This is a genomic window from Novilysobacter antarcticus, from assembly GCF_019802285.1.
Taxonomy (GTDB): Bacteria; Pseudomonadota; Gammaproteobacteria; order Xanthomonadales; family Xanthomonadaceae; genus Novilysobacter; species Novilysobacter antarcticus.
Genome location: NZ_JAIEUJ010000001.1, coordinates 1 through 13,422, shown reverse-complemented (window position 1 = coordinate 13,422; position 13,422 = coordinate 1). Strand labels below are relative to the sequence as shown.

At 64.7% G+C, this 13,422-nt stretch carries 13 protein-coding genes and 1 other RNA gene; 12 read left to right on the top strand and 2 right to left on the bottom strand.

What is annotated here, in order from left to right; genetic code table 11:
- Nucleotide 1: 1 nt before the first annotated feature.
- The 5 genes from rdgB to pepQ all read left to right on the top strand — a co-directional run bounded on the left by rdgB (nt 2) and on the right by pepQ (nt 6,115).
- Nucleotides 2-595 carry an RdgB/HAM1 family non-canonical purine NTP pyrophosphatase gene (gene rdgB, locus KZ491_RS00070; RefSeq protein ID WP_222564652.1) on the top strand — a complete coding sequence of 198 codons (594 nt, stop codon included), beginning with the start codon at nt 2-4 and terminating at the stop codon, nt 593-595.
- A 41-nt stretch (nt 596-636) separates the two neighbouring features.
- Nucleotides 637-1,809 (top strand): radical SAM family heme chaperone HemW, encoded by a 1,173-nt coding sequence (gene hemW, locus KZ491_RS00065; protein WP_222563866.1) that lies wholly within the window; start codon nt 637-639, stop codon nt 1,807-1,809.
- 118 nt (nt 1,810-1,927) lie between these two features.
- Complete coding sequence (locus tag KZ491_RS00060) at nt 1,928-4,267, top strand: DUF1631 family protein (protein WP_222563865.1); 2,340 nt, start codon at nt 1,928-1,930, stop codon at nt 4,265-4,267.
- Nucleotides 4,264-4,665, top strand: coding sequence for a PilZ domain-containing protein (locus KZ491_RS00055; RefSeq protein ID WP_343225500.1), 402 nt, complete (start codon nt 4,264-4,266; stop codon nt 4,663-4,665). The genes KZ491_RS00060 and KZ491_RS00055 overlap by 4 nt, the downstream gene beginning before the upstream one ends.
- A gap of 121 nt (nt 4,666-4,786) precedes the next feature.
- Nucleotides 4,787-6,115 carry a Xaa-Pro dipeptidase gene (gene pepQ / locus KZ491_RS00050; RefSeq protein ID WP_222563863.1) on the top strand — a complete coding sequence of 443 codons (1,329 nt, stop codon included), beginning with the start codon at nt 4,787-4,789 and terminating at the stop codon, nt 6,113-6,115.
- A 36-nt stretch (nt 6,116-6,151) separates the two neighbouring features.
- On the opposite strand, the gene KZ491_RS00045 is transcribed toward pepQ, so the two are convergent.
- Nucleotides 6,152-7,510 carry an aminopeptidase P N-terminal domain-containing protein gene (locus tag KZ491_RS00045; RefSeq protein ID WP_425493060.1) on the bottom strand — a complete coding sequence of 453 codons (1,359 nt, stop codon included), beginning with the start codon at nt 7,508-7,510 and terminating at the stop codon, nt 6,152-6,154.
- Nucleotides 7,479-8,036 carry a UPF0149 family protein gene (locus tag KZ491_RS00040; protein ID WP_222563861.1) on the bottom strand — a complete coding sequence of 186 codons (558 nt, stop codon included), beginning with the start codon at nt 8,034-8,036 and terminating at the stop codon, nt 7,479-7,481. Before KZ491_RS00040 ends, KZ491_RS00045 begins: the two co-directional genes overlap by 32 nt.
- A gap of 286 nt (nt 8,037-8,322) precedes the next feature.
- Here KZ491_RS00040 and KZ491_RS00035 point away from each other — a divergent pair, with 286 nt between their 5' ends.
- The 7 genes from KZ491_RS00035 (at nt 8,323) to rpiA (ending at nt 13,250) form a co-directional block, all read left to right on the top strand.
- On the top strand, nt 8,323-10,533 hold the full coding sequence (locus KZ491_RS00035) for a putative bifunctional diguanylate cyclase/phosphodiesterase (RefSeq protein ID WP_222563860.1): 2,211 nt from the start codon (nt 8,323-8,325) through the stop codon (nt 10,531-10,533).
- Nucleotides 10,534-10,589: 56 nt separating this feature from the next.
- Nucleotides 10,590-10,811: a TIGR02449 family protein gene (locus KZ491_RS00030; RefSeq protein WP_222563859.1), complete on the top strand. Its 222-nt coding sequence runs from the start codon at nt 10,590-10,592 to the stop codon at nt 10,809-10,811.
- Nucleotides 10,808-11,110: a cell division protein ZapA gene (locus KZ491_RS00025; protein ID WP_222563858.1), complete on the top strand. Its 303-nt coding sequence runs from the start codon at nt 10,808-10,810 to the stop codon at nt 11,108-11,110. Before KZ491_RS00030 ends, KZ491_RS00025 begins: the two co-directional genes overlap by 4 nt.
- 54 nt (nt 11,111-11,164) lie before the next feature.
- Nucleotides 11,165-11,352, top strand: a non-coding RNA gene (gene ssrS, locus KZ491_RS00020) — 6S RNA.
- Nucleotides 11,353-11,468: 116 nt separating this feature from the next.
- A complete protein-coding gene (locus tag KZ491_RS00015) occupies nt 11,469-12,113 on the top strand; it encodes a 5-formyltetrahydrofolate cyclo-ligase (protein WP_222563857.1) in 645 nt (214 codons plus the stop codon).
- Nucleotides 12,110-12,580, top strand: coding sequence for an EVE domain-containing protein (locus KZ491_RS00010; RefSeq protein ID WP_222563856.1), 471 nt, complete (start codon nt 12,110-12,112; stop codon nt 12,578-12,580). Before KZ491_RS00015 ends, KZ491_RS00010 begins: the two co-directional genes overlap by 4 nt.
- Before the next feature lie 7 nt (nt 12,581-12,587).
- Nucleotides 12,588-13,250, top strand: coding sequence for a ribose-5-phosphate isomerase RpiA (gene rpiA, locus KZ491_RS00005; protein WP_222563855.1), 663 nt, complete (start codon nt 12,588-12,590; stop codon nt 13,248-13,250).
- The last annotated feature ends 172 nt before the right edge of the window (nt 13,251-13,422 follow it).

The window sequence follows — 13,422 nt, the reverse complement described above, 5'->3', positions numbered from 1 at the left end:
GATGTCGCGGATCGTCCTGGCCAGCGGCAACGCCGGCAAGCTGGCCGAGTTCAACCGCCTGTTTGCCGGCGCCGGGATCGCGTTCATTGCCCAGGGCGATCTGGGCGTCGAGGACATCGAAGAGACCGGGCTGAGCTTCGTCGAAAATGCCCTGCTGAAGGCGCGCCATGCATCGCGTGTCACCGGGATGCCGGCGTTGGCGGATGACTCCGGGCTTTGTGTGGACGCACTGGGCGGTGCACCGGGACTGTATTCGGCGCGCTATGCCGGAGACCCGAGCGATCCTGTGCGCAACATCGACAAGCTGCTGGACGCGTTGGAAGGCGTGCCGAACGATCAGCGCGGCGCACGCTTCCACTGCTCGCTGGTGCTGCTGCGCCACGCGGAGGATCCATCTCCGTTGATCGCCCAGGGCGACTGGTCCGGGCGCATCCTTGACCGTCCTCGCGGTAGCGGCGGGTTTGGCTACGACCCGGTGTTCATGGACGAGGCCTACGGCATCTCCGCCGCCGAGCTGGAACCGTCGGTGAAGGCGGCATGCAGTCATCGCGGCCGCGCCCTGCGCGAGCTGCAGCGGCAATTGGCCGCGCTGTAGCACTTTTCCCTGCGCCCGCCTGCCGGTGGGACAATGCGTGGATGAGTCTGTCGCCCTCCCCGCTATCCCCGCCGCCGCTGTCGCTGTACGTCCACATTCCGTGGTGCGTTCGCAAATGCCCGTATTGCGATTTCAATTCCCACCAGGGCCGCGGTGAGCTGCCGTTCGCCGCCTATGTCGACGCGCTGCTGGCCGACCTGGATTTCGACCTGCCGCTGGTCTGGGGTCGAACCGTGCAAACGGTATTCTTCGGCGGTGGTACTCCGAGCCTGATGCCGGGCGAGCTGATTGACCGCTTTCTGCAGGGGGCCAGCTCGCGACTGCGTTTCGCACCCGGCTGCGAGATCACCCTGGAAACCAATCCCGGAACCGTCGAGCATGGCAGCTTCAAGGGCTATCGCGACGCCGGCATCAACCGCCTGAGTTTCGGGGTGCAAAGCTTTGACGACGGTTGCCTGCAGCGGCTGGGACGGATCCATGACAGCGGCGAAGCCACGGCGGCGGTGAAACTGGCCCAGGACGCCGGTTTCGACAACATCAACCTGGACCTTATGTACGCCCTGCCCGGACAGACTCTGGCGATGGCGGAAAGCGATCTGGCGCAGGCCTTCGCGCTGCAACCCACGCACATGAGCCACTACCAGCTGACCCTGGAGCCGAACACGGTTTTCGCGGCCCGCCCACCGGCCGGGTTGCCCGACGAGGACAGCAGTTGGGACATCCAGGAGCACAGCCAGGCGATGCTCGCCAACGCCGGTTACCGCCAGTATGAAGTCAGTGCCTACGCGCAGCCGGGGCGCGAGTGCGTGCACAACCTGAACTACTGGAAATACGGCGACTACCTCGGGATCGGTGCCGGCGCGCACGGCAAGATCACCTCAGGTCACGACCAGTCAATCCTGCGCCGCTGGAAGCTGAAGCACCCGACGGCCTACCTGGAAGCCGCTGGCAGCGAGCGCGGCCTGGGCGGCGATGAGCACATCGCGCTCGAGCGACGGCCGTTTGAGTTCATGCTCAACGCCCTGCGCCTGGTCGACGGCTTCAGCCTGAAGGGATTTGAAGCCAGCACCGGCGTGCCGCGCAGTGCAATCCAGCCGCAGCTCCAGCGGGCGGTGCAGAACCAATGGCTGGTAATCGACGGCGACATCGTCCGACCGACGCCCTTGGGACGGCGCTTTACCAACGATGTCATCGAACTGTTCCTGGCGGACTAACGGGGTTGTGCGCACGCATGCAAGAGCGCCCGCCATCCGGAAGCACGTCACAGTTCCCACGTTAACCACGTCCTGTTACGCTCGCTGAATTACGGCCTTCGGGGGGAGTCCGGCCCACATGTCCCACTTAGATGCATCGCTTCCTCGGCCGCGTCCGGCGAATACCGCGGCAGCTTTCCCCGCGCGTGTCCGCGCCATCATCGGCCGGCTGCAGGCGCTCGCCGGTGACGAGCTGGAACGCGAACTGGTGCGCTTGCTCGACACCCTGGAGCAGGACCTGTTCCGGCAGGCGGAGAAGGCACGCAGTGCAGGGGCCCAATCTGGCTATCTCGCGTCACTGGGCACATTGCGTTCGCATCGTCACAAGCTGATTGCCTCGTTCTCGGCGGAGCTTGCAGCCGCGCTTGAAAACCTGCGCGCGCCGGTCCTCACCGCGCCATCAGCGAACATGGACCCCGATGCCAGTGGGTTGCGCCTGGTCGACCACAGCGAAGTCACTGAAGCCAACGTGTTGACCGCGATCGCGCGTCGCCACGAATCCCGCGCCGGCCTTCCACTTCTGCTGCTTGGCCAGCGCTTGGCAGTACTCGCCGGCCGCCCGGCATTTGACGTATCCACCCTGCCGGTTGGCCCGACTGCTGTAGCCACCATGCTCTCGCGCGCCTGCACCGGCGTGACCGGTGATGTTGAAGCGCGCCTGCAGCTGTACAGCCTGTTTGACCAGCAGATGATGGCGGGCTACCTGCCCCTCGTCGAAGCGATGAACACGTTGCTGGATCGCGAGAATGTGCTCCCCGGCCTGACCTTTGTCCCGACCCTGACGCGACGTGAAAACGGCGAACGCAGCGGCCAGGCTCCGGATTCTGAGGGTGGGCAGGACGACGGCGGCTCCACCGAGCTGAATCCAAATGATGAGCGCGGCGCCTCATCCCTCGACGCCACGAGCCCGCGGAGACGACGCACCGACGGGCACGCTATTCCCGGCGAGCAGGGCCCGCATGGATTTGTGCGTCAGGATTCCGGCCTCGGTGGACGGGTGGATACCGCCGACGAGATGCAGGCATTGGCCCAGCTGCAGCAATTGCTGGCGGCAACCAGACACGCGGGACCGTCTGGCGGCAATCTCCGGTCGGAGGACACTCTCGCCACCGATGAACTCGATGCCGCTCTGAGCAGCCTGCAGGCGCCGGCGGAGGGGGCATCCATGCCCCGCAGTCCCGGTCAGGTGCGCCAGGCACTGCTGGAACAGAGCCGTCAGCAGCGGGGTCGTGCCACCCACCTTGCCGACCACGATGACGAGACATTCGAACTGCTGGGTTTGCTCTACAGCGAGATCGGTCGTGAATTGCGCCAGGGCACCCGCGGCGCGGCACTGCTGGAGCGGCTGCAGGTCCCGCTGCTGCGTGTCGCCCTGCAGGACCGGGGCTTTTTCGTACGCAAGCAGCACCCGGCCCGGCAGCTGCTGAACTCGATCGCTGAGGCCGGCACCCAATGGCTGGACGACAACGATCCAGGTGCCGACCGGCGCTTGGATGACCAGCTGCATGAAGCCGTCAACCACGTGGTGGAAAACTACAACGGTGACCCGGGCGTGTTCGCCGCCGCGCAGGAGACGCTCAGCGGTCAGCTGGAGGCGCTGGCGCGCAAGGCCGAGGTGGCGCAGCGGCGACAGGTCGAAGCAGCGCGCGGTCGCGACAAACTCGAGCGCGCGAAACAGCAGGCCGCGCTGGCGATCAAGGATGCGATCGGCGGCACCGCGGTCCCCCGCTTTCTCACCACGCTGTTGGAGCAGGCATGGACGGACGTCCTCAGTCTGGTCCTGTTGCGGCACGGCGAGGAGTCTGCCGAGTGGCGGGAGCATGTCGACGCCACTGCCCGGATCATCGCCGCCAACCGCGGGGAACCGGCACCCGAATCGCTGCAGCCGCGGGTTACCGAAGCCTTGGGCCTGGTCGGCTATCAGGGTGATGAGGCGGACGCCATCGCCGGCAGGCTGGTGGCGGCAAATGATGACGGAGACGATCCCGCATCACGCACCGAGCTTGCCGTGAAGCTGAAGGCGCGGGCACGGCTGGGCGCCAATGAGATACCGCCGTTGCCGCCCGTCGGGCCACGCAACGCCCGCGAAGAGGAATGCTATGTCCACCTGCGCAGCGTGGCGTTCGGCACCTCCATCGAATTCAACATCAACCAGCAGGGTGATCGCGTGCGTCATCGCCTGGCCTGGTTCAGCCCGATCACCGGACGGGTACTTCTGCTCACTGCCAAGGGCCAGCGCATCGAAGACCAGCAGGGGCGGGAAACCCTCGACCAGATCGCCCGTCTGCTCGCGATCGGTGAGGCGAGGATCGTGCCTGCCGATGATCACACCAGTCTGGTGGATCGTGCATGGCAGTCGACGCTGGCCAAGCTGCGCAGCTTTGGCCGCAATCCTCCCGGCAAGGAGATATCGCAGTGAACGGGTCCCGCTCAGGCGCTTCCGGTGCAGGCGGTAGTGACGCGCGCCGCCGCCGGCGCCGCCCCGTGGCCGATACCGTCGAGGTCATCGACAGCATGAGCGAGCGGGTCATCGGTCATCTGGGCAATATCTCGGAAACCGGCATGCTCCTGTTGGCAATCACACCACTGGTCGATGACGCCCTGTATCAGGTGCGCTTCAACCTGTCCGGCACGAGCCAACCGGGTGCGAACGGATCCGGCACAGCGCAGCCACGCGGCCAGGTCGAAGTCGGTGTGCATCTGCTGTGGCAGGAGGACGCGGGCGCGACCGGGAAGTCCTGGGCGGGATTCCGCTTCATCAACCTGCCCGAGCCGGGGCGCCAGCACCTGCGCGACTGGCTTTCCAGCTCGGCCTGACAGTCTGCATCGACCGCGCCGCCGTCCTCCGAGCGCGGGCTTGCGCGGGAGGTGGCTAAAGGCCCCTGTGCCCGGGCAGCGAATACGTCAGACTTGTCGCACTCCCCCAAAGAGGATCGACATGGCAAATTCCGAGCTTGCGCGGGCGTATCCGCAGCACGTGGCAGAACTCGTCCGCCGCAGCACGATAGCGCTCGAGCGCGGTGGCTTTGACCATCTGGTGGTGCCCAGCGGCACGATGCACTACCAGGTGTTCGACGACCGCGAGTATCCCTACGCCGTCAATCCCCAATTCAAGGCATGGGCACCGCTGACCCGCAACCCGGGAAGCTGGCTGGTGTTCACGCCGGGCAACAAGCCCAAACTGGTGTATCTGCAGCCCTTCGACTACTGGCACGTGGTCCCGCAGACGCCCTCGGGCTATTGGGTCGACGAATTCGAGATCGTCATCATTCGCGATCCGCAGGACGCGCTGGAGCACCTGCCCGCCGACCCTGGACGATGCGCGATCCTGGGCGAAGCGGCCAGTGCGCTGGGCGACTACCTGCCCGACAACCCGGCTGCCGTGGTCAACTATCTGGAATACCACCGCGCCTTCAAGACCGATTACGAGATCGCCATGATGCGCGGGGCGACGCGGATTGCCGTGGGTGCCCACCTGGCTGCCGAGGAGGCCTTCCGGGCAGGCGCCAGCGAGTTCGACATCCACATGGCGTACTGCATCGCGGCCCGCCAGGATGCCAACGAGTTGCCGTACCACAACATCGTCGCCCTCAACGAGCACAGTGCGGTGCTGCATTACACGGAGCTGGCGACCACCCCGCCTGCGCAGATCCGCAGTTTCCTCATCGACGCCGGGGCAAGCTTCGGTGGCTACGCCAGTGACATCACCCGCACCTACGCCGCCGACCAAAACGGCGAGTTCCAGGCGCTGATCGACGCGGTCGACGTGGCGCAAAAACAGATGTGCGATGAAGTCCGCGCCGGCTTCGACTACCGCGAACTCCATCTGGGCGCGCACCTGAAGCTGGCGGGTGTGTTGAAGGATTTCGGGCTGATCGATATGTCGCCCGAATCAGCACTGGAGACCGGCGTCAGCAATGCCTTCTTCCCGCACGGCATTGGTCACGGCATCGGTTTGCAGGTGCACGATGTCGCTGGATTCGCGGAGTCCGACGCCGGCGGGGTCATCCCGCGTCCTTACGGGCAGACGTTCCTGCGCAGCACGCGAACCCTTGAGCCGGGGATGGTGATGACCATCGAACCGGGCATCTACATCATCGACATGCTGCTGGACGCCGTCCGCAGAGGCGATCACGGTCGCTCGATCAACTGGGAGCGGGTTGCCGAATTCAGACCGTTCGGAGGCATTCGCATCGAGGACGACGTGGTCTGCACCGACGGTGACCCGATCAATCTGACCCGGGATGAATTCACGGCGCAAGGCTGATCCGGTGCACGAGGCGTCGATGCCTTCAGGCGGAGGTCACGCCTTCGCCATGAAGGCTTCGATGTCATCCGCGCTGCGCGCCAGCTTGCCGGTCAGCACCGTGTGCCCGGTGCGGGTCACGGCGACATCGTCCTCGGTGCGGATGCCAATTCCCCGCCAGCGCGACGCAACGCTGGTGTCGTCAGGACGCACGTAAAGGCCGGGCTCGATGGTGAATACCATTCCGGGCTCAAGCAGGCGCGACTCACCCTCGATCCGGTAGTCACCCACGTCGTGCACGTCCAGGCCAATCCAGTGGCCGGTCTTGTGCGGAAAGAACCGGCGGCAACTGCCTTCGGCAAGGTTTTTCTTCAAAGTCCCCTTCAGCAGCCCCAGGCTCAGCAGCCCCTCTGTCAACACCTCGGTCGCGGCCAGGTGCCCGGCTTCATAAGGCTTGCCCGGCAGCGCCACGGCGAGCGCGGCGGCATGTGCGGCGCCGACCAGGTCATGCAACAGCCGCTGCTCCTTGCTGAAGCGGCCGCTTACGGGAAACGTACGGGTGATGTCGGCGGCATAACCCCGGTACTCCGCGCCCGCGTCGATCAGCACCAGGTCCCCGTCGTTGACCGGCCCGTTGTTGGCCACGTAATGCAGCACGCACGCGTTTGCGCCGGCACCGACGATACTGCTGTAGGCCGGCACCGCGTCGTTTGCGCGGAACACCCGCTCCAGCTCGGCCTGCAACTCGTACTCGAACATGCCGGGGCGGACCGAGCGCATGGCCGCCTGATGCGCAGCGACGGTGATATCCGCTGACCGCTGCATCATCCGCAGCTCGTCACGGTCCTTGAACAGGCGCAATTCGTCCAACAGGTGCCCCAGTTCGAGGAACTCGTGCGGCGGCTTGTTGCCCATCTTCATCATCGAGCGCACGCGATTGACCCAGCCGATCAGCTTGAGGTCGAACTCCGCATCGCGCCCGAAGTGGTAATACACCCGCGATCGACCTTCCAGCAGGCTCGGCAGGATGTCGTCCAGATCGCTGATCGGGTAGGCGTCATCCAGGCCAAACGCGTCCACCGCGCCCTCCGGGCCGAAACGCGGTCCGTCCCAGGCCTCGCGGTCGGGATCGCGCTCGCGACAGAACAGGATGCACTCACCGTGGGCGCGCCCCGGCACCAGCACCAGCACAGCCTCCGGCTCGGGAAAGCCGGTGAGGTAAAGCAGGTCGGAGTCCTGCCGGTAGGGATAGTGCGTGTCTCGGCTGCGGATACGTTCCAGTGCGGCCGGCAGGATCAGGATCGAGTCGTCCCCGGCCACTTCCATCAGCAGCCTGCGGCGCCGCGCGTAGGCCTTGGGCGGCATGGACAATGGTGCCGCCAACTCAGTGCAGCCTCTGCCGGTGCTGCGGCGCAAGCACGCAATCACCGTGCAGCAGCAAGGTCGCCACGCGGACGAATTCCTCGATCTCGACCAGCGCCGCTTCGTCATCCTCGTCGCCGTCGTCCTGGGCCTGGGCGGCGGCCAACTTGGCCAGGTCGCCGAGGGCTTCCAGGCTCTCGGCCGACAGCGGCGGCTCCGCCCCGGCGGCCAGCCCGAACCCACCCAGAAACCCGCGGCACCAGTCGAACACGGCACCACTGCGCGCGGCCAACGACGCGTCGGCGTCGGGCAGCAGCAGTTCGAAGTCGAAGCTGCGATCGGCCAGCTGCGCCGTCGACGCAACCCGCAAATCGTCAAGGGCGCTGCCCGGCTCGGGAGAAGCGACCTCATCGTCGACCAGCACCTTTGCGAGCCAATCGCCCTCCCCGGCGCCGCCGCCGGACAGCCAGCCGCACAGGGCGCCATGCAATTCGGACGCGGTGGTGGACGGGGACAGGCGCCCCAACTGTGCGTCAACCTCGGCAATGGGCGGCAGTCCGGAGATCGGTTCTTGCGACATGAACAGGCACCAGGGGGAGGCGCCCCAGTTTATCAAGCCGCACGGCGCCTAGCTTGTTCAGTCCCCGCACGCGTGCATACACTGGGCTGGATTTGGTCCGGAGCGATGCTGAAGTGCTGTTGCCAGTGCCCGCCAGCGCAACGCTTTCCAGCCGTCTCCGTTCGGCGGCGTCTGCGCGTCCGATCGACGCGCACCTTGATCATTGCAACCGGCGCCCGGCACCGATAACACGGGTGATTCCACAGCGTGATCTGGCCGGGACAAATTCGAACCGGGCGCCGGGCCCGTGACCGCCGTCGCCGTCCCGGGCAACCCGCTGATGCTCAGCGTGCTGGCGTTGCTGGTGCTGATCACCGTGGTGGCGGTCATATGGCATGTCCGCCACAGGGGGCAAAAGACGCAGGTCTGGACAAACCGCGCCGAAGAGCACGACGAGCGCCTCAAACTTGCCCTATGGGCTTCCGGGGAGCAATTCTGGGACTACGATCTCGCCGCGCAGGAACTGCATCACACGCGAGTATCGACGAGCGCGGTTGATGATCAACCGGAAATCACGGTGGAGCGCTACGGGCTGGATGAGCTCACGATCCATCCCGATGACCTGCCCCAGGTCCAGAACGCACTGCGACAGCACCTGCGCGGCGCCACTCCCGTCTTCAGCAGCGAGTACCGCACCCGGCGGGCCGAGGAACACAGTTGGTGCTGGGTGCGTGCACGCGGAAAAGTCGTCGAACGCGGCCCCGACGGCAGGGCATCCCGCGTTGCCGGCACGGTGCGAAACGTCACCGACAGCCGCAGTGCGGAGCACGAACGGCGGATTGCAATCGAGGTGCTGCGCAACATGGACGAGGCAGTCGCCGTCTTCGACCGCGACTTCCGTTTTATTTCCGTCAATCCGGCGTTTACCCGGATTACCGGCCACGATCCCGGCGATGTACTGGAGCGCTCGACAAGCGTCCTCGACAGCAGCCGGCACGACATCGAGTTTCACCGGCGCCTTCGCCACGACCTGCTGCGCGACGGTCGCTGGTCGGGTGAACTGTGGATACGGCGCAGGGACGGTGACGAGTTCCTGTGCCTGCTGCGGATCACCTCCGTGGGCGAACGCGACGGACGACGCAGTCATTACATCGCGGTACTCAACGACATCACCGACAAGAAGCGGGCCGAACAGGAGCTGCGCTATCTCGCCAACTACGATCCGCTGACCGGGCTGCCCAACCGGACACTGCTGCTGGAGCGCATATCTGCAGCCATTGTGCGCGCACGTGCCAACCACACCCGGATCGGCGTGTTGTTCGTCGATCTGGACCGTTTCAAGGACATCAACGACTCCCTTGGCCACGGCGTCGGCGACCGCATACTGCGCGCCGTTGCGACGCGTCTGCACGCCTTCGCCGGTCCCCAGCAGACGGCAGCCCGGCTCAGCGGAGATGAGTTCATGCTCGTGCTGGAGAACATTGCCTCAGACGAGGAAGCAACCTCTGCATCGCAACGCTTGATCGCCGCCTTCGAGTCGCCGGTCACCTTCGGCGACGGTCAGGAAGTGATCATCTCCCCCTCCATCGGCATCAGCCTCTACCCGGACGATGCCCAGATCGCCAGTGAGCTGATCCGTCAGGCCGATACCGCCATGTATCGGGCGAAAGCCGTTGGACGCCGAACGTCGATGCGTTACGAGGCGGCCATGGATGCCGATGTCCAGCGCCGCGCGACGCTGTCAGCGGCGCTGCGCACGGTATTGGATCGTAACGAGTTGTCGCTGGCCTATCAGCCCCGCCTGTCGCTGAGCAGTAACGAGATCGCCGGTGTCGAGGCCCTCCTGCGCTGGAACAGTCCGGAGCATGGCCAGATTCAGCCGGCCCAGTTCATACCGCTTGCCGAAGAAACCGGAATGATCCTGGAGATCGGAAAGTGGGCATTGATCGAGGCATGCCGCGCGCTGGCGACGTGGCGGGACGCGGGGCTCACCGAATTGACGGTCGCGGTCAACGTCTCCTCGCTACAGCTGCTTCGCGGTGACTTTCCGCAGGTGGTGGAGCGGGTGCTTGAGCAGACTGGCATCCCCGCACACCGCCTGGAACTGGAGCTGACCGAGAGTGTGTTGATGGACAACCCGGCTGAAGCCACGATCTCACTGCAGCAGTTCCGGCGCATAGGCGTGAACCTGGCCATCGATGATTTCGGAACCGGCTACTCGTCCCTGGCCTACCTCAAACGCCTGCCGATCACGATGTTGAAGATCGACAAGGAGTTCATCGACGACTTGGCCGAACACACCGACGACGCTGCGATCACCACCACGATCATCGCCATGGGCCACTCCCTCGGCCTCACCGTCGTCGCCGAAGGCGTGGAGACAAGCGATCAGGCGCAGTGGTTGCGCGATCACGGCTGCGACGAGATCCAGGGCTACTGGCTCGCCGAGCCGATGCCGGCCGCCGAGGTCGCAAAGTTTGTGCAAGAGCGCTCGGCGCGTGGAGCGTCGACTTTCTGAATACCGGAGGACACGACGTCCTTGACCGCCTGCCAGCCCCTGCCTATCGTGCGGAGATGGATCGCGCCGAATTGCTCAACCAGATGCAAGCCCTGCTCGATCGAGTCGAGCTGCTGGCCGAACGCATGCGCAAGCTGCAGGATGAAAACCGCAGTTTGCGCCAGCAACAGGAAACGCTTTCCAGCGAACGCGCCGCGCTACTGGCCAAGAACGAGCAGGCCAGGACACGCGTGGAAGGAATGATCGTCCGCCTCAAGTCGCTGGAGCAACACACATGAGCGACGCCAAACCGGTGAGTATCCAACTGCTGGACCGCGAATACACCGTCGGCTGTACCGAAGAGCAACGCGACAGCCTGCTGGCCGCGGCCAAGATGCTGGACAGCAAGATGCGCGAGATTCGCGGCGGCAATCGGATGGCGGCGCTGGACCGGGTTGCAGTACTTGCTGCCCTCAATCTGGCCCACGACCTGGAGCAGTTGCGCGAGGACACCGCCCGCCGCGAGAAGGATCTTGCGCGCAGCTTCGGCGAGCTGAATCGCAAGCTGGACGGGCTATTCAACGACTCATCCGCCTGAACGCGGGCACCGCGCCACCCACCACGATCGCCCTCCCGCGCTATACTTACGAATCGTCCTCTGCTGTGGACGACAGCGTGCGCAAACATTCGCCTTGGCCCTTAATTGCGACCGCGGGGATGCAACGGAAGTCCGGAGTGCAAGTCCGCCCTGGTAGCGGAAAGCCCGAAGGCCGACAAGCATTCCCACTTGAACCCCGGGTTCAAGGTCGTTTCGCGCGCATCGACATCGGCGGAGGATCTCCCTATTTTTACGCGGGAACGCGACTTCCCGCGCGTAGTGCGATGTTGGGGGCGGGAGCCTCCTTCAGCATCTCGGGACATTGTCCTGATGTCCGCACCAAACGGATTCTCGCAGGATGATCGACGACCTCCCGGCGCAGCGTCGCCAGCTTCGCGACCAGATGCGCGAACAGCGTCGCCAGCTTTCCGCTGCGAGGCGCGTTGCTGCCGCCAACACACTTGCCGCGAATTTGCTTGCCCTGCCCTTCGCCCCCGAGCACGGATACGTCGCCGGCTACTGGGCGATGGACGGCGAGGTCGCCTTGCACGCCTGGCAGCTCAATCTCCCCAAAGACTGCATCTACTGCTTGCCAGTGCTTGACGGAGAACGACTTGGCTTCGCCCCTTGGCGTCCGGGCGACCCCTTGGTCAACAACCGCTACGGAATCCCCGAGCCGGATGTCTCATCCACGAGCCTCTTGGCGCCCGCAGAAATGGCTTTCGTCGTCCTGCCGTTGGTCGCGTTCGACGACCATGGTTCCAGACTGGGCATGGGCGGCGGTTGGTACGATCGCAGCTTCGCCTTTCGAAAGGACCACGCCGCGCCGCCGTGGCTCGTAGGTGCCGGCTTCGAGCTGCAGCAACATGACGCCATCGAGACGGCCGCGTGGGATGTGCCGCTGGACGCCGTGTGTTGCGAAACCCGAAGCTGGGACTTTCGATCGCTACGGGTTCAAGCGAGCAAGCAGGATGCACCCTCCCCGGATCAGGAGTCCCCATGAGAACACGTCGCCGCTACTGGCTGATGAAGTCCGAACCCGACGCCTTTTCGATCGACGACCTGCAACGTGTCGGGACCGAGCCCTGGGACGGAGTCCGTAACTACCAGGCGCGCAACTTCATGCGCGATGGCATGAAAGTCGGTGATGGCGTGTTGTTCTATCACTCCAACACCAAGGTACCCGGCATTGCGGGAACCGCGACGGTAGCAAGCACAGCCTATCCCGACGAAACCCAGTTTGATCCGAAATCCAAATACTACGACCCGAAGTCGACGCGCGAAGAGCCGCGCTGGCAGCTGGTAGATATCAGCTTCGAGCGCAAGCTGGACCGGATCATCCCGCTGGAAGAAATCAAGCGGCATGCCGAGGAACTCGGAGAGGAGTTCGCCTTGATCCGGCGCGGCAACCGCCTTTCCGTCTTCCCCGTCACTGCCGACCAGTACAAATTCCTTCTTTCCCTAGAGTAGAACCTCCATGTCCGAAGCCAAAAGGCTGGCCGCAGAAAAGGCCATTGAATATGTGGAAGCCGGCTCCATCATAGGTGTCGGCACCGGCTCCACTGTCGCCTATTTTATTGACGCCCTCGGCAGCATGAAGGATCCGATCAAGGGTGCGGTGTCAAGCTCTGACCAGAGTACTGATCGGCTCCGCGCAGTCGGCATCGAGGTATATGACCTCAATGCCACCGGCCCGCTTTCCCTCTATGTGGATGGCGCCGATGAGTGCGATCCGCACAAGCGACTGATCAAGGGTGGCGGCGCGGCATTGACCCGCGAGAAAATCATCGCGGAAGCCAGCGCCAGGTTTGTTTGCATCGTGGACCCGAGCAAGCAGGTCGATGTGCTCGGTAAATTCCCGCTGCCCGTGGAAGTAATTCCGATGGCGCGTAGCCTGGTCGCCAGGGAGATCCTGGCCCTGACGCGTGCCCAGCCCGTATGGCGTCAGGACGCCAACGAGCGCGGCGTGGTAACCGACAACGGCAACCTGATCCTCGATATACATGGACTGGCGATCACCGACCCGCTAGCCCTGGAGAGCGCGATCAACCAGATACCCGGCGTGGTGGCGGTGGGTCTGTTCGCCCGGCGTCCGGCGGATGTCGTGATTGTCGGAGGCGAGCCGCCGCACATCCTGTAGCGGATACCGGCAAACGGAATACCTGTGCCTAACCGCTCGTTGGACGTAGTAGCGCTGCTTGCGCAGGCAGCCATGCACAAAGAAAAAGGCCGGATCCTGTTGGGATCCGGCCTTTGGTGTAAATGCCCAGCGATGACCTACTCTTGCATGGCTTAAGCCACACTACCATCGG